Origin of the sequence: Pseudomonas sp. 2848, assembly GCF_003253945.1 — a bacterium.
Taxonomy (GTDB): Bacteria; Pseudomonadota; Gammaproteobacteria; order Pseudomonadales; family Pseudomonadaceae; genus Aquipseudomonas.
The window spans coordinates 10,844-32,191 of the sequence record NZ_QKZD01000017.1; the positions used below are offsets into that span (position 1 = coordinate 10,844).

Below are 21,348 nucleotides of genomic sequence, written 5' to 3' on the forward strand. Positions count from 1 at the left end.
GCTCAGGGCTTGGCGGGGTACCAGCGCGGCGTGTACACCCACTGGCCGCCATCGGCACGGGGGAAGGTGCAGGTGGTCGAGGAGCCGACCAGCACCATGGTGCGCATGTCGACCATCTCCGGCAGCAGCTCGCCCAAGGTCACCACCCGCAGGGTCTGCCCCGGCCGGCCGATATCACGGCCCAGCACCACGGGGGTGCCTGCACCGCGATGGCGGCGTACCACATCCAGCGCCATACCCAGCTGATGAGGGCGGGCCTTGGAGATCGGGTTGTAGAACGCCAGCACCAGATCCGCCTGGGCCGCCAGGTCGAGGCGCTTCTCGATAATCGACCAGGGTTTGAGGTTGTCCGACAGCGACATCACGCAAAAATCGTGGCCCAGTGGCGCCCCCGCCTGGGCGGCGGTAGCCAGCGAGGCCGAGACGCCAGGCAGGATCTCCAGCTCGACGCGCTGCCAGGCCGGGTCACTGGATTCGTGGAGCGCTTCGAGCACCGCGGCGGCCATGGCGAACACGCCCGGATCGCCCGATGACACTACCACCACCGAACGCCCTTGCGCCGCCAGCTCGAAGGCATGCCGAGCACGTTGCATCTCTTCGCGGTTGTCGGTGCAGTGCAGCACCTGATCGTCGCGGAAGGGGCCGGCCATGCGCACGTAGGTTTCGTAACCCAGCACATCCTGCGCACGCGCCAGCTCCGCCTTGACCGCCGGCACCATCAGCTCGGCGGCACCAGGGCCCAGGCCGATCACGGCCAGGCGACCACGGCGACGGCCAACGCGGTCGATGTCGACAGGTGCTGCGCAAGCACCGTGGGCGAGCCCCGCCGACGAACCTACACGCGCTTGCGGCACTGCATCAGCCAGCATTCGCTCCAGGCTTTCGGCGGCCGGGGCGAAGCGCAGGGCAACATTCAGTGCCCGTGCAGCTTCGTGCAGGGCCGGCTCCGCCATCTCGGCTTCGCTCGCCAGCAGGCAGGCCAGCGCGGGCTCGGCGATGTTCGCCCGCAGCAGTTCCTCGCGTACCTGGTGCGCCAGGTCGGCGCTACCGGCCGTGACCGCCACCACCACGCAACGCGCATGGATCAGCAGTTCGTCACGGCTGGCCGGACGCAGTGCGCTGCCCACGTGGATAGTGCGCTGCGCCTCGTCACTGGCGGGCAGCTGGACGTGTTCGAGCCATGGCGCGTCACCTTCGACACGCACCGCCTCGCCCGCCAGCAGGTCGGAGACGAAGCGCTTGCCCTGCTCCAGGTCCGCCAGTGCGTAACCCTCGGGCGGGTTGAGCAGGCAGGTGCCGAAGCGCAGTTCGCCACTCGTGGTGATCGCCGCGCTCACACCCAGCGCCTCACCGATCTCTCGGGCCATGATATTGACCCCACCCAGGCCACCGAGCAGCGGCACCACGGCGCTGCCGTCCTCGGCCACCACCAGTACCGGTGGCTCGACGCCTTTTTCGCTCAACAGCGGCGCCAGGGTGCGAATGACGATACCCGCCGCGCACAGGGCGATGATCGGCGTGTCCTGCTGGTACAGCGCACGCAGGGTGTCGCCAAATGCTGCGTAGTATACGTCGGCCCCTTCCACGCGCCCTTCCAGGCCATGGATCAGCGCCTGTGGATAACAGGCCTGGATACGCCGCGCGGTGGCCAGGCTGCCCGGGCCGAGAATGACGATTGCCGGAGCCTTGTTCATCCCTGCCATTTCTCACCCGGCACGATGATCAGCGAGAAGTATGGCGAGGACTGTGGGTCGACCTCGTCCAGCGCGACGATCTTCTGGTTGGCCATCGTCGCCCGCTCCACGTACAGCGCACGGCTATCCATGCCCAGTTCGGCGAGCACCTGGCGCACCTTGGGGAAGTTGCGTCCCAGTTTCATGATCACTGCGGCGTCGGCATCGGCCAGACGGCGCTTGAGTTCCTCATGGGGCAACACGCCGGAAAGCACGGTGAGGGTCTGGTTGCGATACACCAGCGGCGCTCCGAGCACCGAGGCGCCGCCGAGCATCGAGCACACGCCCGGGATCACCTGGGCCTCATAGCGCGAGGCCAGGCGATCATGCAGATACATGTAGGAGCCGTAGAAGAACGGGTCGCCCTCACAGATCACCGCCACGTCACGGCCGGCATCCAGGTGTTCGGCCACCTGCACGCTGGCTTCGTCGTAGAAGTCGCTGATCACCTGTTCATAGGACAGTGGTGCCGGCAGCGCCTCGGTGGTCACCGGATACACCAGGGGCAACAGGGTCTGTTCGGCTTGCAGGTGCGCTTCGATGATGCCGAAGGCGTTGCCGCGCTTGCCCTTGGCGACGAAGTACGCCACCACCGGCGCCTCGCGCAGCAGGCGCAAGGCCTTGACCGTGATCAGTTCGGGGTCGCCCGGGCCCACGCCCAGGCCCAGCAGTCGTCCGCGTGCCTGCATCATTCCACCTCCGTGGCCAGGGCGTTGACTGCCGCGGCGGCCATCGCGCTGCCGCCCAGGCGGCCCTGCATGATCACGAACGGCACGCCGCGGCTGTCGGCGGCGAGCATCGCCTTGGATTCGGCGGCGCCGACGAAGCCAACCGGGAAGCCAAGGATCAACGCCGGCTTCGGTGCGCCGGCATCGAGCATTTCCAGCAGGTAGAACAGCGCGGTCGGCGCGTTGCCGATCACCACCACGCTGCCTTCCAGGTGCGGGCGCCACAGCTCCAGGGCCACGGCGGAACGGGTGTTGCCTTCGGCCTTGGCCAGGTCCGGCACGCTCGGGTCACGCAGGGTGCAGATCACCGGGTTGTTGGCCGGCAGACGGGCGCGGGTGATGCCTTCGGCGACCATGTGCGCGTCGCAGAGGATCGGCGCGCCCTTGGCCAGGGCCTCGCGGCCGGCACTGCCGGCGCCTTCGGAGAACTGCAGGCCATCGATGGCCTCGACCATGCCGCAGGCATGGATCACGCGCACGGCGAGCTTTTCAAGATCGGCGGGGATCCGCTCGAGCCGGGCTTCCTCGCGGATGATGCGGAAGGAATTGCGATAGATCTCCTGACCATCGCGGATGTAGTCAATCATCAAGGTGCTCCGTCGGCAGGTCGAGCATGGCGCCTGCTTCTTCTGGGGTGAGGTCGGCGCCGCGCAGCCTGCCGAAGCCCGGCTGGCGCGCATCGCGCAAGTAAAGGTCATAGCGGCCCGGGGCGCGGGCCAGCAGGGTGGCCGGGGCCGTGTGGGCCATGGCGCAGGAACGTGGGCAGGCGGACAGGTGCACGCTGCCTGGGGCGCCGTGGTGCAGCAAGCCGGCCAGGGTCACGGCATCGGCCTTGGTGTCGGCCTGGCCCTTGGCGCAGCCGCCGGAGCCAGTGCAGGCGACGACCCGCGCCAGCGGGTGCTCGCTGTGACACAGCAGGCCCAGGGCTGCAAGGTGTTCGCGGGCAGGCTCCACATGGGCCGGGTTCAGGTTGGTCAGTACCAGGCTTTGCCAAGGCGTCAGGCGCAAGCTGCCATCGCCCCATTGGCGGACGACATGGGCGGCGCCGCGCAGCATGGCCGGGGTCAGGCGACCAAGGGGTGGCGCGACGCCAAGGGCCACGCCCTGGCGCTGGGGCAGCACGCCAAGCCAGGCACTTGTCGTTGCCGGGCGCTGCAAAACCAGCAATGAGGTGTCGATTTTCAGGGGCAGCCCTTCAAGGAAGTGCTCCACCGGGCACACCTGCAGCAATTGACGCATGCGCGACTGCTCAGGCGTCGCCAGGTCGAGGAAGCGCTCCAGCACTGCACGCACCAACGCCAGCCCCTGCTCCACCGGCACCGCGCCCAGCGCCTGGCCATTCGACAGGCTGCTGGCGAGCCCGAACCGCAACCAGATCCGTCCTTCGCGTTGCATCGCGGACAGCCACAGATCATGGGCGTGCTCGAGCATCGCCAGCGCTTCGCCGCCATCGAGTTGCATGGCGAACTTGGCCGACAGCTTGTGGAGCCTGGGTGTACTTTCCAGCAGGTCGAGAATCTGCCCGGCCAACGGTCGGGTGTCGAACACCATCGCCGGATCGAGCCCAGCCAATGGGCTGACCATGAGGTTGCGCACATCATCACCGGCCGCGTCACGCGGGCCGAGCCCGGCAGCCAGCAGATGCTCGACCAGACCCCGGTGATCATCACCGATGCCGCGAATCTGCAGATTGGCCCGATTGGTCGCCTCGATCACCCCTCCGGCAAAACGCTCGGCGGCGTCGGCCACGGCATCGGCCTGGTCGGCCAGCAGCAGGCCACCGGGCAGCTTGATCCGGCAGATGCCACCATCGCGCGCGGCGACGATGCGCCACAACCCCGGGCAGGCCGAGGGACGGGGCGAAACTTCGGGGGGCAGGGGCGGCGTCAAGGGGGCATCCGGCAATCGTGAAAGTGCGCTTCAGTGTAGAAGGCGCGGTATTATGCCTGCTTTGTCCGGCGGCATGAAAAACCGGTGGTCGAACGCCCCGCGATCAATAAACGGTATGAGGAACAGATGGCCCCCTGGCTGACAGTAATAGGCATCGGCGAAGACGGCTTCAGCGGCCTGGGCAAACAGGCCCGGCGCGCCCTGCTAGCGGCCACGCGAATCATCGGTGCCCCGCGCCAGCTGGCCCTGTTGCCCCGCTGTGTGACCGCCGAGCAACTGCACTGGCCCAGCCCCTTCTCCCTGGCCCCGGTCCTGGCCCTGCGCGGTGAGCCGGTATGCGTATTGGCCAGCGGCGACCCGATGTTTTACGGCGTCGGCGCCAGCCTGGCGCGCCAGCTGCCCGCCGAGGAACTGCAGGTGCTGCCGATGCCCTCCTCCTGCGCCCTGGCCGCCGCCCGCCTGGGCTGGCCGCTGCAGGACGTGCAGGTGGTCTCGGTGGTCGCCCGCCCGCTGGCGGCGCTCAATGCCCACCTGTACAGCGGCATGCGCCTGCTGGTGCTGAGCAACGACGAAGGCAGCCCGGCGGCCATTGCCGCGCAGCTGCGCGAACGTGGCTTCGGCCCCAGCCGTCTCCAGGTGCTCGAACACCTCGGCGGCCCACAGGAACGAACGCTGAGCGGCACCGCCGACGATTGGCCACATAACGGCATCGCCCCGCTCAACCTGGTCGCCATCGAATGCCAAGCCTCGCCTGATACCCCACGCCTGCCTCGCGTGGCCGGCCTGCCTGACAGCGCCTTCCGTCACGACGGCCAGCTGACCAAGCGCGACGTGCGAGCGATTACCCTGGCCCGCCTGGCACCGCAACCCGGCGAACTGCTGTGGGACGTAGGCGCCGGTTGCGGCTCCATCGGCATCGAATGGATGCGCGCCCACCCCAGCTGCCGCACCCTTGCGATCGAGGCGGACGAAGGCCGGCAGGGCTTCATCGAACACAACCGCGACACCCTCGGCGTGCCCGGCCTGCAATTGATCCGCGGCAAGGCACCCGAAGCGTTGGCCGGGCTGGAACGCCCGGACGCGATCTTCATCGGCGGCGGCGTCACCCGCGAAGGCGTGCTCGACCTGTGCTGGGAGCGCCTGCTGCCGGGCGGACGCCTGGTTGCCAACGCTGTCACGCTGCAAAGCGAGGTCGCCCTGGGGCAATTTCGCGACCAGCATGGCGGCGAGCTGACCCGTATCCATATCGCCCACACCCAGCCGCTGGGCAGTTTCGACACCTGGCGCCAGGCCCTGCCGATCACTTTGCTCGACGTGGTGAAACCCGTCGATGCGTGAAGAAACCCGCGAACAGCCCGCGCCCCTGCGCAGCGGCCTGACCACCGGCAGCTGCGCCACCGCCACCAGCCTGGCGGCGGCGCGCCTGCTGCTGACCGGGCAGCACAACGACGCGGTGCACATCACCCTGCCCAAGGGCAAGGTGGTGGAGATGCGCCTGGAGTTCTGCCATCTCAACGGCGAGACCGCCGAAGCCGGAACCCTGAAAGATGCCGGCGACGACCCCGATGTCACCCATGGCGCCCTGCTCTACAGCCAGGTGCGCCTGCTGGCCGAGCCCGGCATTCGCTTTGTCGCCGGGCAAGGCGTAGGGACCGTGACCCGCCCGGGCCTGGTGCTGGGCGTCGGCGAGCCGGCGATCAACCCGGTACCGCGCAGGATGATCGGCGACCACCTGCAACAGTTGGCCAGCGAATGCGGCTATGGCGGCGGTTTCGAAGTCACGGTCAATGTCCAGGACGGCGAGTCGCTGGCGCTGAAGACCATGAACCCGCGCCTGGGCATCCTCGGCGGGCTGTCGATCCTCGGTACCAGCGGCATCGTCCGGCCGTTTTCCTGCTCGGCCTACATCGCCTCGATCCACCAGGGCATCGACGTCGCTCACACCAACGGCTACACGCATATCGCCGCCTGCACCGGCAACGCCAGCGAAGACACCATGCGCCGGGTCTACAACCTGCCGGAGATCGCCCTGATCGAGATGGGCGACTTCGTCGGCGCCGTGCTCAAGCACCTGCGCAAGGTGCCGGTGCCGCGCCTCACGCTATGCGGTGGCTTCGGCAAGATCAGCAAGCTGGCGGCCGGGCACATGGACCTGCACAGCCGCCATTCGAGCATCGACCTGCCGCAGCTGGCGGGCTGGGCGGCGGCCATTGGCGCCGATACCACCCTGCAACAGGCCATCGTCAGCGCCAACACCAGCCAGCAAGCGCTGGCCCTGGCCCATGCCGCCGGTATCGCCCTGGGCGACGAGGTCTGCCGTCACGCCCTGCTCTTCACCCGCAGCGTGGTGCCTGCCCAGGTGCAGGTCGAAGTGTTCGCCATCGATCGCCAGGGCGGCATCGTCGGCAAGGCGGGCGTGGCATGAACGGGCGGATCCTGCTGCTTGGCGGTGTCACCGAGGCCATGGCCATCGCTCGCCAGTTGGGGCCGCAGCATGTCTACAGCCTCGCTGGCATCGGCCGTATTCCTCAGGACCTGACCTGCCAGGTGCGAGTCGGCGGCTATGGCGGCGCCGAAGGCCTGGCCGAGTACCTGCGCGCCGAAGGCATCGACCTGCTGATCGACGCCACCCATCCCTATGCCGCGCAGATCAGCCGCAACGCCGCCCTCGCCGCACGCAGCGCTGGCATTCCCTGCTGGGCCCTGCGCCGCCCGGCGTGGCAGGCGCAGCCCGGCGATGACTGGCGCGAAGTCGAGGACTGGGCCGGGTTGATCGAGGCACTGGCCCCGTTCGAGCGCCCCTTGTTCACCCTTGGCCGCGAACCCCTGCAACATCTGGACGAAATCCCCCCACACCAGTTCTGGACCCTGCGCGCCCTCGAAGCGTGTCCCGGCAATGAACGCTGTGAGGTGATCGGTGCGCGCGGACCATTCCTCATCGACGATGAGCGTGCCCTGTTCGAACGTCGACGGATCGACGTGCTGGTGAGCAAGAACAGTGGCAGCACGGCCACCGAGCCGAAGCTGGAGGTGGCGAGAGAGCGAGGTACTCCGGTGTTGATTCTCAAACGCCCAGAGCTTCCCGAGGTCGATCGGTTGTTCAGCTCTGTGACTGAACTGGTATCGGCACTTACGCGCTGACTTCGATGGCCCCTTGGCCCGACCGGAATCTCAGACGCTTCAACCTTCTCCGCAAATGGCCATTTGCCTCTCCACTGCCGTAAACTCTGCCCCCTCCCCCTGGAAGGCCCTGCTCATATGGAAATGCAATGGTGGATCTGGCTCGTCTTCGGCGTGGCCCTGATCCTGCTGGAACTGGTGCTCCCCACCTTCTTCATTCTCTGGTTCGGCATCGGTGCCGTGCTGGTGTCGTTCATTTCGCTGCTTGCTCCCGGCCTGCAACTCGATATGCAGGGCCTGCTGTGGGTGGTGCTCTCATCGATCACCACCGCCCTCTGGTTCAAGGTGTTCCGGCGCAAGAAGCCGGACGTGCGCTGGACCGCCGACAGCGTGATCGGCGAAGTCGGCCTGCTGACCAGCGCCGTGTCGCAGTTCCAGAAAGGCCGCGTGCGCTTCCAGAAGCCGATCCTCGGCAACGAGGAATGGACCTGCGTTGCCGACAGCGACATCCCCGCCGGCGAGCGTGTGCGCCTGGCCGCCATCGAAGGCAACACCGCCCGGGTCACCCGGGCCTGAATCCGCACTAAAAGGAAGTTCGCAAGCATGACCAGCCTCATCGTCGTCGCCACTCTCGCTGTATTCGTCCTGATCACCGTGTTCAAGGGCGTGCGCATCGTGCCCCAGGGCGAGGAATGGATCGTCGAACGCCTGGGCCGCTACCACAGCACCCTCAAGCCCGGCCTGAACATCGTCATTCCGTACATGGACGTGGTCGCCTACCGCCTGCCGACCAAGGACATCATCCTCGACGTGCAGCAGCAGGAAATCATCACCAAGGACAACGCGGTGATCGTCGCCAACGCCCTGTGCTTCGCCAAGGTGGTCGACCCACAGAAAGCCTCCTACGGCGTGCAGAACTTCTCGTTCGCCGTCACCAGCCTGACCATGACCTCGCTGCGCGCCATCGTCGGCGCCATGGACCTGGACGAAGCGCTGTCCAGCCGCGAGCAGATCAAGGCGCGCCTGCGCGAGGCGATGTCCGAGCAGACCGAAGACTGGGGCGTGACCGTGCGCTCGGTGGAGATCCAGGACATCAAGCCGTCGCCGAGCATGCAGACTGCCATGGAGCGTCAGGCCGCCGCCGAGCGTGAACGTAAAGCCGACGTGACCCGCGCCGAGGGCAACAAGCAGGCGGCGATTCTCGAGGCCGAAGCGCGCCTGCAGGCGGCCAAGCTGGATGCCGAGGCCCAGGTGAACCTGGCCGAAGCGTCGGCGCGGGCGATTACCCTGGTCAAGGAAGCCGTGGGTAGCGAGACCGTACCGGCCATGTACCTGCTGGGTGAGCGTTACATTGGCGCGATGGAGAACCTGGCGGCCAGCGACAATTCGAAAGTCGTGGTGCTGCCGGCTGACCTGCAGGAAACCGTGCGCGGCCTGATGGGGCGCGGCAAGGCCTGATATCACCTGGGGCTGCTGTGCGGCCCCAGGTGCGGCACTTCACCGCACCCCGGCTTTTTTACCTATACTCCGCCGTACAATAGCCATCACGATTCCTGACCGGATCTCTCCATGCCCCCACGTCGGCACATTGCCTGGATAGCCTGCCTTGCAGTGCTGTTCAACCTGCTGGCCATGCCGCTGTCCTCTGCCGCGCCCAAGGGCCCGGCCGAACAGCTGCTGTGGGGGGCTTTCTGCTCCAGCATGGCCAACAAGGCCAAGGTCGATGTCCAGGCCCTGGCCAAGATCGACCTGGGGCAGCAAAGCGACGACAGCGCCAGCATGATGAACTGCTGGTGCTGCCTGGGTGCAGCGCCACTGCTGGCCTTGCCCAGCTACCCGCCACAGTTGCACAACCCGCCGCTTCTGATCGCCGGGCACCTGCCGCACCTCGCCGACTACCAGCCCACGCCGCGCCAGCTCTGGCCCGCGCTCAATCCCCGTGCCTCTCCGTTGGTCTGAGTTCACTACGCTGTCCTTCAGAACCTGAACAGACCGGAGACTCACCCATGCTCAAGCAAGCCCTCGTCCTGGCCGCCCTGCTGCTGCCCGGCGCCTACGCCAACGCCCACGAGTACAGCGTCGGCGACCTGCACATCGCCCACCCCTGGTCGCTGGAGCTGCCGCCGAACGCGCCCAACGTCGCCGCCTACTTTGTCGTGCACAACAACGGCAAGGCCGATGACCGCCTGCTTTCGGTGAAAAGCCCCGTCACCGACGACGCCCAGTTGCACGAGCATGTGATGAGCGCCGCCGGCGCCATGAAGATGCAACATGTGCCCAGCGTGTTGGTCCCGGCCGGCAAGGATGTGGTGTTCGCCCCCAGCGCCTACCACGTGATGATCATGCAGCCCAAGGACCGCAGCCTGCTCACCGACGGCAAGCGCTTCCCGCTGACCCTGCACTTCGAGAAAGCCGGTGACGTCACGGTCGACGTCGCGGTGCAGAAGCAGCCGCCAGCCGAGCAGGCCGCAGTGCACGAACACACGCACTGACCGACTGACAGGCGCTCGCCATGAGCCTGCCGCGCTACAGCTCCGCCCGCAGCACCCGCCCTGATCGCAGGCGCGTCGGTGGCGGCTGGCTGAGCCTGTTCGCCATGTGGATGATCTTCATCGGCCCGCTGGTTTCCCAGTCGATGCCGATGGAGCACCACGCCGGCATGGCCATGCCCATGGACATGTCGATGAACATGCCCATGGCCCACGACGAGCACCATGGCCACGGCAACGATGGCCAGCTGCATGTCATGTGGGAGAAGTGCGGCTACTGCAGCCTGCTGTTCAACTGCCCCGCCCTGCCCCAGACCCTCAGCCCGCTGACAGCGGGCAGCCAGATCCCCCCTGTCCACCTCACCAATGCCACGCGCCAGGGCCATGCCCGGCAGGCTGTATTCCCCGGCGCCCGCAGCCGCGCGCCGCCCCGTTCGATCGTCGCCTGAACACAACGCGATAAACGCCCGAAGCCAGGAGGCTTCGCGCTGACTCATGACTGATCGACTGGAATCATTATGTCCGGCTGCACCCCTGTTTTTGCCCTTTCCCTGCGTGGGACCATCGCCGTACTGTGCGGCTCGCTGCTCGCGCCACTGGCCTTTGCCGTCGAAACCGGCCATGAAGGCCACATCCACGACACTGCCGAGCTGAGCCCGACGGTGATCACCGCCATCGCCCCGAGCTCGCCGCTGACCGTGGTCACCAACCCCAAGGACCCGCGCCAGCCCGTGCCGGCCAGCGACGGCGGCGACTACCTCAAGACTATCCCCGGTTTCTCGGTGATCCGCGCGGGCGGCACCAATGGCGACCCGGTGCTGCGCGGCATGTTCGGCTCGCGCCTGAACATCCTCACCAACGGCGGCATGATGCTCGGCGCCTGCCCGGGCCGCATGGACGCCCCGACCTCGTACATCTCCCCGGAAACCTACGACCGCCTCACCGTGATCAAGGGCCCGCAAAGCGTGATCTGGGGGCCGGGCGGCTCGGCCGGCACCATCCTCTTCGAGCGTGAGCCGGAGAAATTCGGCGAGCTCGGCAGCCGGGTCAACGGCAGCGTGCTGGCCGGCTCCAACGGCCGCTTCGACAAAGTCCTAGACGCTGCGGCCGGCAACCAGCTCGGCTATGTGCGCTTCGTCGGCAACCAGTCGCACTCGGACGACTTCGAAGACGGCAACGGCGACACCGTGCCTTCGCGCTGGGACAAGTGGAACGGCGATGTCAGCCTCGGCTGGACCCCGGACGCCGACACCCTGCTCGAGCTGACCGCCGGCAAGGGCGACGGCGAGGCCCGCTCCGCCGGGCGTGGCATGGACGGTTCGCAGTTCAAGCGTGAAAGCCTGGGGCTGCGCTTCGAGAAGGCCAACCTCGGCGAGGTGCTCGACAAGGTCGAGGCGCAGGTCTACTACAACTATGCCGACCATGTGATGGACAACTACACCCTGCGCACCCCGTCGGGCAGCGGCATGATGGGCATGCCCATGGTCAGCAACGTCGACCGCCGCACCATGGGTGCGCGGATCAAGGCCACCTGGCGCTGGGCTGACGTGCAACTGATCAGCGGCATCGACGCGCAGACCAACGAGCACCGCCAGCGTGGCGGCATGGGGGTCAACGCGCACAAGGGCCAGCCCTGGACCAAGGATGCCGACTTCCACAACTACGGCGCCTTCGGCGAGCTCACCTGGTATGCGACCGGCGAGGACCGCCTGATCACCGGCGCCCGCCTGGACCGCGCCTCAGCCCGCGACTTCCGCAAGGGCAGCGCCACCGAGGGCGACACCCGCGCCGACACGCTGCCCAGCGGTTTCGTGCGCTATGAGCATGACCTGGCGGCGATCCCCGCCACCACCTACATCGGCCTCGGCCACACCCAGCGCTTCCCCGATTACTGGGAGCTGTTCTCGCCCAAGCGCGCCCCGGCCGGCTCGGTGAACGCCTTCGACGGCATCAAGCCGGAGAAAACCACCCAGCTCGACTTCGGCATCCAGTATCGCGACGAGCGTCTGGAAGCCTGGGCATCGGGCTATGTTGGCCAGATCCGCGACTACATCCTGTTCGACTACCAACGCAACATGATGGGCAACCTCACCTCCCAGGCGCAGAACATCGACGCCCGCATCATGGGCGGCGAACTGGGCGCGGCCTACAAGCTGAGCGAGAACTGGAAGGCCGACGCCACGCTAGCCTACGCTTGGGGCAAGAACAGCAGTGATGGCAAGGCGCTACCGCAAATGCCGCCCTTGGAAAGCCGCCTGGGCCTGACCTACAGCCGCGACACCTGGAGCGTCGGCGCCCTGTGGCGCCTGGTGGCCGAGCAGAACCGCATCGCCCAGAACCAGGGCAACGTGGTGGGCAAGGACTACGACAAGAGCGCCGGCTTCGGCGTGTTTTCCCTCAACGGTGCCTACAAGGTGAACAACAACCTCAAGCTCAGCGCGGGCGTCGACAACCTGTTCGACAAGGCCTACGCCGAGCACCTGAACCTGGCCGGGAACGCCGGGTTCGGCTACCCGGCCAACAGTACCCAGCCGGTGAACGAGCCAGGCAGGACCTTCTGGACCAAGGTCGACTTCAGCTTCTGACAACAACAAACGGGCGCGGGACCTGACCGCGCCCACTTAAGGTCTACGGGAGGCTCTAATGAGCAAACCAAACGTTTCCTTCTACAATCTTGCGTGGCGCTGGCATTTCTATGCCGGGCTGTTCGTGGCGCCGTTCATGATCCTGCTGGCAATCACCGGGATCATCTACCTGTTCAAGCCACAACTCGACCCGTTGATGTACCGCGAGCTGATGGTGGTCGAGGCCGGCCATCACCGGCAGGCTGCCGACACGCTGCTGGCCAATGTGCGCCAGGCTTATCCCCAGGGGCAGGTTGGCCAGTACCTGCCAGCGATCAACGCCGAGCGCAGCGCGCAGTTCGTGGTGCATGACGGCGGGTGCGAGCTGAATGTCTTCGTCGACCCGTACAGCGGCAAGGTGCTGGGCGAGCAGGATGGCAAGCAGAACCTGCAGGCCATCGCCCGCGCCCTGCATGGCGAACTGATGGTCGGCACGGTCGGTGACCGGCTGGTGGAACTGGCGGCCGGCTGGGGCATCGTCCTGGTTGTGTCCGGCCTCTATCTCTGGTGGCCACGCGGGCGCAGCAGCGCGGGCGTGCTGTGGCCACGTTTCAGCGCGCGCGGCCGCTTGCTGTGGCGCGACCTGCATGCCGTTACCGGCTTCTGGGGTTCAGCCCTGCTGCTGTTGATGCTGCTCAGCGGCATGACCTGGACCGGACTGTGGGGCAAGCAGTACGCCGACCTGTGGAACCGCTTCCCGGCGGCCATGTGGAACGACGTGCCGAAGTCCGATAAAGAAGCGCGCGACCTCAACAGCGCCCACCGCCAGACCGTGCCGTGGGCGATGGAGAACACGCCGATGCCAGTGTCCGGCGCCCATGCCGAGCATGCCGGGCATCACATGATGGACCAGGCCCCGGCAGCGCCGCAGGTGAGCCTGCAGCAGGTCGAGGAGGTCGCCACCCTGCGCAAGGTCGAGCCGGGCTACAGCATCACCCTGCCGACCACGGCCGACGGTGTGTTCACCATCGCAGTGTTCGCCGACGATCCGCGCAACGACGCCACCTTGCATGTCGACCAGTACACCGGCCAAGTGCTGGCCGACGTGCGCTGGCAGGACTACAGCCCGGTGGCCCGCGCCACGGAGCTGGGGGTGATGCTGCACGAAGGGAAGATGTTCGGGCCGTTGAACCAGCTCGTCATCCTGCTGGTATGCCTGATGATCCTGCTGGGTTCGGTAAGCGGGCTGGTGATGTGGTGGAAGCGCAAGCCGGCCGGTGGGCTCGGCGTGCCGCCGCTGCGCCATGACCTACCGCGCTGGAAGACGGCGGTGGGGGTGATGCTGGTGCTGGGAATCGCCTTCCCACTGGTGGGGTTGTCCATGGTGGTGATGTGGGTGGTGGATAGCCTGGTGGTGCGGCAACGGGCCTTGGCCCGGGCCTGAGCCTTGCTTGGCTGTTCCGGCCTAATCGCCGACAAGCCGGCTCCCACAAGGGTGGATGCGATCCCTGTGGGAGCCGGCTTGCCGGCGATTAGGCCAGCCCTTGCAACCATTGACTCCAGTCATGTCGGGCATCGCGCCGTACCGCCAAGATCGTGCCGATCTGCCACACCCGCGATTGGAACGCGACGTGATAGCCTACTCGGCTTTCGCTCACAAAAAGACTGACCCTCAATGGAATGCAGCCTATGACCCGGACCTCCCAGACACCCTCCGAAGAGCAGCACCTGCAACGCAACCTGACCAACCGTCACATCCAGCTCATCGCCATTGGCGGCGCCATCGGCACCGGCCTGTTCATGGGCTCGGGCAAGACCATCAGCCTGGCCGGCCCGTCGATCATCTTCGTCTACATGATCATCGGCTTCATGCTGTTTTTCGTCATGCGCGCCATGGGCGAGCTGCTGCTGTCGAACCTCAACTACAAGTCGTTCATCGATTTCTCCGCCGACCTGCTCGGCCCCTGGGCCGGCTACTTCACCGGCTGGACCTACTGGTTCTGCTGGGTGGTCACCGGCATCGCCGACGTGGTCGCCATTGCTGCCTACACGCAATTCTGGTTCCCCGACCTGCCACAGTGGATACCGGCGCTGAGCTGCGTGGCCCTGCTGCTGTCGCTGAACCTGGTGACGGTGAAGATGTTCGGCGAGATGGAATTCTGGTTCGCCCTGATCAAGATCATCGCCATCATGGGCCTGGTCGCCACCGGCCTGTACATGGTCATCACCGGTTTCCAGTCACCGTCAGGCCATACCGCCACCCTGACCAACCTGTGGAATGACGGCGGCATGTTCCCCAATGGCCTGCTGGGCTTCTTCGCCGGCTTCCAGATCGCCGTTTTCGCCTTCGTCGGCATCGAGCTGGTGGGCACCACCGCCGCCGAAGCGAAGAACCCCGAGCGCACCCTGCCGCGGGCGATCAACTCGATCCCGATCCGCATCATCGTGTTCTACGTGCTGGCGCTGATCGCCATCATGGCGGTCACGCCATGGCGCGACGTGGTGCCGGGCAAGAGCCCGTTCGTCGAGCTGTTCGTGCTGGCCGGCCTGCCGGCGGCGGCGAGCATCATCAACTTCGTGGTACTGACCTCGGCGGCTTCGTCGGCCAACAGCGGCGTGTTCTCCACCAGCCGCATGCTGTTCGGCCTGGCCCAGGAGGGCGATGCACCCAAGGCGTTCGAGAAACTCTCGCGCCGCGCGGTGCCGGCCAACGGCCTGTACTTCTCCTGCACCTGCCTGCTGCTGGGCGCGGTGCTGATCTACCTGGTACCCAATGTGATCGAAGCCTTCACCCTGGTGACGACGGTGTCGGCGGTGTTGTTCATGTTCGTCTGGACGCTGATCCTGCTGTCGTACCTGAGCTACCGCAAGCAACGTGCGGCGTTGCATGAACAATCCACCTACAAGATGCCCGGCGGGCGCTTCATGTGCTACGTGTGCCTGGTGTTCTTCGCCGGCATCCTGGTGCTGCTGAGCCTGGAGGCCGATACGCGCTCGGCGCTGGTGGTGACGCCGATCTGGTTTGTGATCCTGGCGGTGACCTATCAGTTTGTGCGCAGCAGGCGTCAGCCGCGTACCGCCGTGCGTGGGGCGTCGAACAACTGATCCTGAACCCATCGCGGGGCAAGCCCGCTCCCACGCCTGCCGTGTGAGGTCGGCGTGGGAGCGGGCTTGCCCCGCGATGAGGCCCGCTAGCCTTGCTCCAACCCTTCAAGCACGGCTTCGGCCAGCGCCAGGCCTTTCTCCAGCGAGTTCTCCGTTGCCGTCAGCAAACTGCGCAACGGATCTGCGGCCTTCTCCAATGCCGCGGAATTGGTCTCATAGGCCGCCTTCAACGCCGCCACGGCGCACACCAGCGCATCCTCGCTATCGACCCCGGCCTGTACCGAGAGCATCGGCGCGTGGGCGTGATTGCAGGTGCCAAAGTGGGAACTGGCGGTGACCGGACGTGATTTGCGCGGGGTGAGGTTGACCAGCGATTCCTGGTTCATGGCTGCACCTCTCGATGAAAGGTGGCGATCTCGATAAATGCGAACGGTGGATCTGGAACGATCTTCTTGAGCATGGTGCATCTCCTTGCGGCTCTCCGTAATGACGCTCCGCACCCACACGCCAATATGGGTGGACGGAGCCGTGCGGGTTGGCGTGCCGGACAGAGAGAGCCGGTGAGCCCGAAGGCTCCCACACACGGCTCCGCCCATAACGGGTGCAGCCATGCAGGACACTGTTGAAAGTGCCCGCTCTCTGTATCCGGGACGCCAATCCCGAACCGCAGAAACTACTGCGGTGCGGCACGGTACTCAAGTACCGCTTATGTGTCAAAAGTGTTCATCGCCCCCGGCCCCAATCCTGTGCAGGCCTGTGCAGCAAGCACCATCCTGGCCCCTCCCCGCGCCCCGATTCGTCGCACAGCCGCTCTATCACGCACCTTCCATCGCTCGGCACAGCCTTTGCAATCTCCGACCTGGCCAACCCCCACCATCACATCGGAGTGAGCACATGAAGCGACGCAGTCTGATCAAGGCCTTCACCCTCAGCGCATCGATCGCCGCGATGGGCCTGAGCTGGAGCATCCAGGCCGCCGAGACCATCAAGGTCGGCATCCTGCATTCGCTGTCCGGGACCATGGCCATTTCCGAGACCTCGCTCAAGGACATGGCGCTGATGACCATCGACGAGATCAACGCCAAGGGTGGCGTGAACGGCAAGATGCTCGAACCGGTGGTGGTCGACCCGGCGTCCAACTGGCCGCTGTTCGCTGAAAAGAGCCGCCAGCTGCTGACCCAGGACAAGGTCGCGGTGGTGTTCGGCTGCTGGACCTCGGTGTCGCGCAAGTCGGTGCTGCCAGTGTTCGAAGAGCTCAACGGCCTGCTGTTCTACCCGGTGCAGTACGAGGGTGAAGAGATGTCGCCGAACGTGTTCTACACCGGTGCCGCACCCAACCAGCAGGCGATCCCGGCGGTGGAATACCTGATGAGCGAAGACGGCGGCAGCGCCAAGCGCTTCTTCCTGCTGGGCACCGACTACGTCTACCCGCGCACCACCAACAAGATCCTGCGCGCTTTCCTGCACAGCAAAGGCGTGGCCGACAAGGACATCGAAGAGGTGTACACGCCGTTCGGCCACGCCGATTACCAGACCATCGTTGCCAACATCAAGAAGTTCTCCGCCGGCGGCAAGACGGCGGTCATCTCCACGGTCAACGGCGACTCGAACGTGCCGTTCTACAAGGAACTGGCCAACCAGGGCCTGAAGGCTACCGATGTGCCGGTGGTGGCGTTCTCGGTGGGCGAAGAAGAGCTGCGCGGCATCGACACCAAACCGCTGGTGGGGCACCTGGCAGCGTGGAACTACTTCGAGTCGGTGGATAACCCGGTGAACCAGAAGTTCGTCGCCGACTGGAAGGCCTACGCCAAGGCCAAGGGCCTGCCAGGCGCTGACAAGGCGGTGACCAACGACCCGATGGAAGCCACCTACGTGGGCATCCACATGTGGGCGCAGGCCGCCGAGAAAGCCAAGTCCACCGACGTCGACAAGGTGCGTGAAGCACTGGCCGGGCAGAGTTTCAAGGCACCGTCGGGCTTCACCCTGACCATGGACAAGACCAACCACCACCTGCACAAGCCGGTGATGATCGGCGAGATCCAGGATGACGGGCAGTTCAGTGTGGTGTGGGAAACCGAGCAGCCGCTGCGGGCGCAGCCTTGGAGCCCGTTCATTCCGGGGAATGACAAGCGGCCGGATTATGCGGTGAAGGGCAACTGACGCTATCGCGGGGCAAGCCCGCTCCCACGCCGCCCCCATCATCTGACGAGATCGGCGTGGGAGCGGGCTTGCCCCGCGATGAATCCACTGCCGATTTTCCAGGACGCCTCGCATGCTCAGACTCCTGCTGACATTACTGCTGCTACTGCCCCTGGCCACCCAAGCCAGCGAAGGCGAATTCTTCCTCAGCGCCAAGCCCGCCGAACAGGCACGCCTGCTCGAAACCTGGGCCGCGCAACCCGACGCCGCACGCCTGCCGCTACTGGACAACCTGCGCCAGGGCCGCATCGCCGAAAACGACACCCGCAAACTGCGCCTGAACAACCGCCTGCGCGGCCTGATCGACAACGCTCTGGCCAGCCATCAGTTACTCAGCGACCAGACCAACGTGCGCCTGGCCGCCGCCCAGCAACTGCAAAAAAGCGCACAACCCGCGCAAATGGCCTTCCTCGACCGGCGCTTCGCCAGCGAACCCGACGCCGCCGTGCACGCTGCCCTCGGCCTGGCCCTGGCCAACCTTCAACTGGGCGCCAGCGAGCCCGCGGTACGCCTGGCCGCCGTGCGCCTGCTCGGCGAAACCGGTGACCCGCTGGCCCGCACCCGCCTCGAAGCGCTACTACAACCCGGCGCCGAAACCGACGCCGCCGTGCGCACCGCCGCCGAAACCAGCCTGGCCCAGGTGCAGCGCAAACTGCTGGTTGGCGAGTTGCTCGGCCAGGCCTTCAGTGGCCTGTCGCTGGGTTCGATCCTGCTGCTGGCCGCGCTGGGCCTGGCGATCACCTTCGGCCTGCTCGGGGTGATCAACATGGCTCACGGCGAGATGCTGATGCTCGGCGCCTACAGCACTTACATGGTCCAGGTGCTGCTGCAGCGCTACGCTCCGAGTGCCATCGAGTTCTACCCGTTGATCGCCCTGCCGGTGGCATTCGCCGTCAGCGCAGGGGTCGGCATGGCCCTGGAGCGCACGGTGATCCGCCACCTGTATGGCCGTCCGTTGGAAACCCTGTTGGCCACCTGGGGCATCAGCCTGATCCTGATCCAGGCCGTGCGCCTGCTCTTCGGCGCGCAGAACGTCGAGGTAAGCAACCCGGCCTGGCTGTCGGGCGGCGTCCAGGTGCTGCCCAACCTGGTGCTGCCGTACAACCGCCTGGTGATCATCGGCTTCGCCCTCGCCGTGGTGCTGCTCACCTGGCTGCTGCTCAACCGCACACGGCTGGGCCTGAACGTGCGGGCTGTCACCCAGAACCGCAACATGGCGGCCTGTTGCGGGGTGTCCACCGGGCGCGTGGACATGCTCGCCTTCGGCCTCGGCTCGGGCATCGCCGGGCTCGGCGGCGTGGCCCTGAGCCAGGTCGGCAACGTCGGCCCGGACCTGGGCCAGAGCTACATCATCGACTCGTTCCTGGTGGTGGTGCTCGGCGGCGTCGGGCAGCTGGCCGGCAGCCTGTGGGCGGCCTTCGGGCTGGGCATCGCCAACAAACTGCTGGAGCCGCAGATCGGGGCGGTGCTGGGCAAGATCCTCATCCTTGCGCTGATCATTCTGTTCATCCAGAAGCGCCCGCAAGGCCTGTTCGCCCTCAAGGGACGGGTAATCGACTAATGAACCAGCCATTGATTGTCACTGCCACGCGCAAGGCCGGCACCCGGGTGTCGCTGGCCGTCGGCGCCGTTGTCGTCCTGGTGCTGCTGGCCCTGCCGCTGCTGTCGCTGCTGCCCGACGGGCACGCGTTGCAGGTCTCGGCCTATACCCTGACCCTGGTGGGCAAGATTCTTTGCTACGCCATCGTCGCCCTGGCCCTGGACCTGGTGTGGGGCTATGCCGGGTTGCTGTCGCTGGGCCACGGCCTGTTCTTTGCCCTTGGCGGCTATGCCATGGGCATGTACCTGATGCGCCAGGCGGCCGGGGATGGTCTGCCGGGCTTCATGACCTTCCTGTCGTGGAGCGAGCTGCCCTGGTACTGGGCCGGCACCCAGCACTTCGCCTGGGCGCTGTGCCTGGTGGTGCTGGCGCCGGGGTTGCTGGCGCTGGTGTTCGGCTTCTTCGCCTTCCGCTCGCGGATCAAGGGCGTGTACTTCTCGATCATGACCCAGGCCCTGACCTTCGCCGGGATGCTGCTGTTTTTCCGCAACGAAACGGGCTTTGGCGGCAACAACGGCTTCACCAATTTCCGCACCATCCTCGGTTTCGACATCACCGCCCAAGGCACCCGGGCCGTGCTGTTCCTGCTCACGGTGAGCCTGCTGCTGGGCAGCCTGTTCCTGTGCTGGCGCCTGACCCAGAGCAAGTTCGGGCGCCTGCTCACCGCCGTGCGCGACGCCGAGAACCGCCTGATGTTCTGCGGCTACGACCCACGCGGTTTCAAGCTGCTGGTGTGGGTGCTCAGCGCCGTGCTGTGCGGCCTGGCCGGGGCGCTGTACGTGCCGCAGGTGGGCATCATCAACCCCAGCGAGATGTCGCCGACCAACTCCATCGAAGCCGCCGTGTGGGTGGCTTTGGGCGGACGCGGCACGCTGATCGGGCCACTGCTTGGCGCCGGCCTGGTCAATGGCATGAAGAGCTGGTTCACCGTGGCGTTCCCCGAGTTCTGGCTGTTCTTCCTCGGCGCGCTGTTCATCCTCGTCACCCTTTACTTGCCCAAGGGCGTGGTCGGCCTGCTGAAGAAAAGGAGCCAGCCATGAGAAGCGTGCCCCCGGTGCACCCGGAATTCATGCTGGAACCGATATTCGACCAGGTCGGCAGCGGTCGCGAGGCCATCGGCCTGGGCCGGCGCCGCGAGGCCGGGCTCGACACCCGCCACGGCACGGTGCTGAGCCTGGAGGGTATCAGCGTCAGCTTCGATGGCTTCAAGGCGCTCAACGACTTGAACCTGTACATCGGCGTCGGCGAACTGCGCTGCATCATCGGCCCCAACGGCGCCGGCAAGACCACGATGATGGACGTGATCACCGGCAAGACCCGCCCCGACAGCGGCAGCGCCTACTTTGGCGACACCCTCGACTTGACCCGCATGAGCGAGTACCAGATCGCCCAGGCCGGGATCGGCCGCAAGTTCCAGAAGCCCACGGTGTTCGAGGCGCTGACGGTGTTCGAGAACCTGGAGCTGGCCTTGAAGGCCGACAAGTCGGTGTGGGCCAGCCTGGCGGCGCGCCTGAGTGGCGAGCAGCGCCAGCGCATCGATGAGGTGCTGACCACCTTGCGCCTGCTGCCACTGGCCCAACGCCCGGCGGGTCTGCTGTCCCACGGGCAGAAGCAGTTCCTGGAGATCGGCATGCTGCTGGTGCAGGAGCCGCAGTTGTTGCTGCTGGACGAACCGGTGGCGGGGATGACCGACGCCGAGACCGAGTTCACCGCCGAGCTGTTCCGCTCGCTGGCGGGCCGGCATTCGCTGATGGTGGTGGAGCATGACATGGGCTTCGTCGGCAGCATTGCCGACCATGTGACGGTGCTGCATCAGGGGAGTGTCCTGGCCGAAGGGTCGCTGGCGCAGGTGCAGGAGGATGAGCGGGTGGTCGAGGTGTATCTCGGTAGGTAGGCCTCTGAAGCCCACTCCCACGCACA

At 66.3% G+C, this 21,348-nt stretch carries 20 protein-coding genes; 15 read left to right on the plus strand and 5 right to left on the minus strand.

What is annotated here, in order from left to right; all coding sequences use genetic code 11:
• Positions 1-2: 2 nt before the first annotated feature.
• The 4 genes from cobJ to cobG are packed head-to-tail and all read right to left on the minus strand — an operon-like array spanning position 3 to position 4,366.
• Positions 3-1,703 carry a precorrin-3B C(17)-methyltransferase gene (gene cobJ / locus DFS21_RS24415; RefSeq protein WP_111533299.1) on the minus strand — a complete coding sequence of 567 codons (1,701 nt, stop codon included), beginning with the start codon at positions 1,701-1,703 and terminating at the stop codon, positions 3-5.
• Complete coding sequence (locus DFS21_RS24420; RefSeq protein ID WP_102683173.1) at positions 1,691-2,425, minus strand: precorrin-2 C(20)-methyltransferase; 735 nt, start codon at positions 2,423-2,425, stop codon at positions 1,691-1,693. The genes cobJ and DFS21_RS24420 overlap by 13 nt, the downstream gene beginning before the upstream one ends.
• Positions 2,422-3,048, minus strand: coding sequence for a precorrin-8X methylmutase (locus DFS21_RS24425; protein WP_046854044.1), 627 nt, complete (start codon positions 3,046-3,048; stop codon positions 2,422-2,424). Before DFS21_RS24425 ends, DFS21_RS24420 begins: the two co-directional genes overlap by 4 nt.
• The gene (gene cobG / locus DFS21_RS24430) at positions 3,041-4,366 is read right to left on the minus strand and encodes a precorrin-3B synthase (RefSeq protein WP_110701771.1); all 1,326 of its coding nucleotides are present in this window, start codon (positions 4,364-4,366) and stop codon (positions 3,041-3,043) included. Before cobG ends, DFS21_RS24425 begins: the two co-directional genes overlap by 8 nt.
• A 111-nt stretch (positions 4,367-4,477) precedes the next feature.
• On the opposite strand from cobG, the gene cbiE reads away from it, so the two are divergent.
• The 11 genes from cbiE (at position 4,478) to cycA (ending at position 15,629) form a co-directional block, all read left to right on the plus strand.
• Positions 4,478-5,689 carry a precorrin-6y C5,15-methyltransferase (decarboxylating) subunit CbiE gene (gene cbiE / locus DFS21_RS24435; RefSeq protein ID WP_110701848.1) on the plus strand — a complete coding sequence of 404 codons (1,212 nt, stop codon included), beginning with the start codon at positions 4,478-4,480 and terminating at the stop codon, positions 5,687-5,689.
• Positions 5,682-6,776 carry a cobalt-precorrin-5B (C(1))-methyltransferase gene (locus DFS21_RS24440; protein ID WP_110701773.1) on the plus strand — a complete coding sequence of 365 codons (1,095 nt, stop codon included), beginning with the start codon at positions 5,682-5,684 and terminating at the stop codon, positions 6,774-6,776. Before cbiE ends, DFS21_RS24440 begins: the two co-directional genes overlap by 8 nt.
• Positions 6,773-7,492, plus strand: coding sequence for a cobalt-precorrin-6A reductase (locus tag DFS21_RS24445; protein ID WP_111533301.1), 720 nt, complete (start codon positions 6,773-6,775; stop codon positions 7,490-7,492). The genes DFS21_RS24440 and DFS21_RS24445 overlap by 4 nt, the downstream gene beginning before the upstream one ends.
• Positions 7,493-7,609: 117 nt before the next feature.
• A complete protein-coding gene (locus DFS21_RS24450; protein ID WP_102683977.1) occupies positions 7,610-8,047 on the plus strand; it encodes an NfeD family protein in 438 nt (145 codons plus the stop codon).
• A 27-nt stretch (positions 8,048-8,074) separates the two neighbouring features.
• Complete coding sequence (locus DFS21_RS24455) at positions 8,075-8,929, plus strand: SPFH domain-containing protein (RefSeq protein WP_023631114.1); 855 nt, start codon at positions 8,075-8,077, stop codon at positions 8,927-8,929.
• A 111-nt stretch (positions 8,930-9,040) separates the two neighbouring features.
• Positions 9,041-9,430: a DUF2946 domain-containing protein gene (locus tag DFS21_RS24460; protein ID WP_031315367.1), complete on the plus strand. Its 390-nt coding sequence runs from the start codon at positions 9,041-9,043 to the stop codon at positions 9,428-9,430.
• Between the two features lie 47 nt (positions 9,431-9,477).
• Positions 9,478-9,963: a copper chaperone PCu(A)C gene (locus DFS21_RS24465; RefSeq protein WP_102683976.1), complete on the plus strand. Its 486-nt coding sequence runs from the start codon at positions 9,478-9,480 to the stop codon at positions 9,961-9,963.
• Positions 9,964-9,983: 20 nt separating this feature from the next.
• On the plus strand, positions 9,984-10,409 hold the full coding sequence (locus DFS21_RS24470) for a DUF2946 domain-containing protein (RefSeq protein ID WP_110701778.1): 426 nt from the start codon (positions 9,984-9,986) through the stop codon (positions 10,407-10,409).
• Positions 10,410-10,478: 69 nt separating this feature from the next.
• The gene (locus tag DFS21_RS24475) at positions 10,479-12,545 is read left to right on the plus strand and encodes a TonB-dependent copper receptor (RefSeq protein ID WP_110701780.1); all 2,067 of its coding nucleotides are present in this window, start codon (positions 10,479-10,481) and stop codon (positions 12,543-12,545) included.
• Positions 12,546-12,603: 58 nt separating this feature from the next.
• On the plus strand, positions 12,604-13,968 hold the full coding sequence (locus DFS21_RS24480) for a PepSY domain-containing protein (RefSeq protein ID WP_111533302.1): 1,365 nt from the start codon (positions 12,604-12,606) through the stop codon (positions 13,966-13,968).
• A 245-nt stretch (positions 13,969-14,213) separates the two neighbouring features.
• Complete coding sequence (cycA, locus tag DFS21_RS24485) at positions 14,214-15,629, plus strand: D-serine/D-alanine/glycine transporter (RefSeq protein ID WP_094012234.1); 1,416 nt, start codon at positions 14,214-14,216, stop codon at positions 15,627-15,629.
• An 86-nt stretch (positions 15,630-15,715) separates the two neighbouring features.
• Here cycA and DFS21_RS24490 read toward each other — a convergent pair whose 3' ends face one another.
• Entirely contained in the window at positions 15,716-16,015 is a 300-nt protein-coding gene (locus tag DFS21_RS24490; protein WP_111533304.1) for a hypothetical protein, read from the minus strand.
• Between the two features lie 508 nt (positions 16,016-16,523).
• On the opposite strand from DFS21_RS24490, the gene urtA reads away from it, so the two are divergent.
• The 4 genes from urtA (at position 16,524) to urtD (ending at position 21,322) form a co-directional block, all read left to right on the plus strand.
• A complete protein-coding gene (urtA, locus tag DFS21_RS24495) occupies positions 16,524-17,789 on the plus strand; it encodes an urea ABC transporter substrate-binding protein (RefSeq protein WP_016395201.1) in 1,266 nt (421 codons plus the stop codon).
• A gap of 112 nt (positions 17,790-17,901) precedes the next feature.
• The gene (urtB, locus tag DFS21_RS24500; RefSeq protein WP_111533306.1) at positions 17,902-19,389 is read left to right on the plus strand and encodes an urea ABC transporter permease subunit UrtB; all 1,488 of its coding nucleotides are present in this window, start codon (positions 17,902-17,904) and stop codon (positions 19,387-19,389) included.
• Positions 19,389-20,468, plus strand: coding sequence for an urea ABC transporter permease subunit UrtC (gene urtC / locus DFS21_RS24505; RefSeq protein WP_111533307.1), 1,080 nt, complete (start codon positions 19,389-19,391; stop codon positions 20,466-20,468). Before urtB ends, urtC begins: the two co-directional genes overlap by 1 nt.
• Positions 20,465-21,322: an urea ABC transporter ATP-binding protein UrtD gene (gene urtD, locus DFS21_RS24510; RefSeq protein WP_178082057.1), complete on the plus strand. Its 858-nt coding sequence runs from the start codon at positions 20,465-20,467 to the stop codon at positions 21,320-21,322. The genes urtC and urtD overlap by 4 nt, the downstream gene beginning before the upstream one ends.
• Positions 21,323-21,348: the final 26 nt, after the last annotated feature.